The sequence below is a fragment of the Caballeronia calidae genome (assembly GCF_900044055.2).
GTDB lineage: Bacteria > Pseudomonadota > Gammaproteobacteria > Burkholderiales > Burkholderiaceae > Caballeronia > Caballeronia calidae.
Genome location: NZ_FCOX02000282.1, coordinates 1 through 1,240, shown reverse-complemented (window position 1 = coordinate 1,240; position 1,240 = coordinate 1). Strand labels below are relative to the sequence as shown.

The window sequence follows — 1,240 nt, the reverse complement described above, 5'->3', positions numbered from 1 at the left end:
TTAGCACCTTGCCCACGCACAGGCCGATGCGGTCCTGGCCTTTCAGACGCCCGGCGGCGACCCGTTGGCGGATCGGTTCGAGCAGGGCAACGGTGGCCTCCAGCAGCGCCTGTCGCTTGTGGGCACGCATTTTCGCCAGCTCGGGGTTGCGGCAGGCAACCAGGCGCTCGCCAGGATAGTCCGGGTGGGTGAATTCGAACAGGTTGCGCTCATCAAAGAGCCCCAGCTGCAGTGCTCCATCGCTGGCCAGCACACGCAGGCTGCCGGTCTTCAGTGCGGTGATCCACTGCAATCCGGCGTCCGCCTTGAGCGCATCGATATGGGTCTGGGCGATCATGCCACGGTCGCCCACCAGCACCATCTCGTCGATGCCAAAGCGCTCACGCAGCTGCCTGACCTGTGGCATGAACGTGTCCGAGTCGGCCGTGTTGCCCTCAAACACCGAAATGGAAACCGGCACACCGCGCGCATCGGTAAGCAGTCCATAGTTGACCTGCAGCTTGCCGCGCTTGCCGTCACGGTTGTACCCGAGGGCGGCCAGCTCACAGGTGCTGCCCTCGAAGTAGCTCGAAGTCAGGTCATACAGCACGATGCTGCCGGGCTGCAGGTGACGCTTCGCGAGCTTGCCCTGGATCGCATCCTGGCGCTCGAGCAGCCAGTCCATCGCGGCATACAGCGCCTGCTCATCACAGGCGTCCAGTTCAAACAGCTCCGGCACGGTGGTGGTGTCCCACCAGCGCGTGGTGGCGAGCTTGCTGTGGGGCCGTAGGATCCGCGCGGCAATCATCGCCAGCACGCGCTGGCGTTCGACGCATGCGCGGCTGGACAGCAACTGCGGCAGCCCCAGGCGCTGCATGGCTAGCCAGACCGCCTGCACATGACCGTGATGACGCGAGGCATCGATCTCGAAGAGCGACGCTGGTGCGACCAGTCGCTCGCCCCGCAGCACTTGGCGGATCAGCTCGATCTGCCCGGCGGGCAGCGAGGAGAGATTGGCGAGGGTGCGTTTCTTGACGGTCTTGCCGTCGCGGTAGGACTCGCGCAGCAGCACGGTGGGCGGCGAGTCGCGGTTCGGAATGACGTGGATGTGCATGCCCACGTTATATACCATTAGTTCGCTAAATCAAGATATATTTTTGTAAAATACATGCCTACAATCTTGCCTACCTAAAAAAGCCCGGCGCTAAGACAGGCCGGGCTTTTGAGGTCAAAAGATCAGGTTTTCGGGAAGCAACTCAAG

1 protein-coding gene is annotated in these 1,240 nt (G+C 62.5%); it reads right to left on the bottom strand.

What is annotated here, in order from left to right; translation table 11 throughout:
* A partial coding sequence (locus AWB78_RS42640) for an IS1634 family transposase (protein WP_232478148.1) occupies window positions 1–1,093 on the bottom strand: 1,093 nt, incomplete at its 3' end.
* Between the last annotated feature and the right edge of the window lie 147 nt (window positions 1,094–1,240).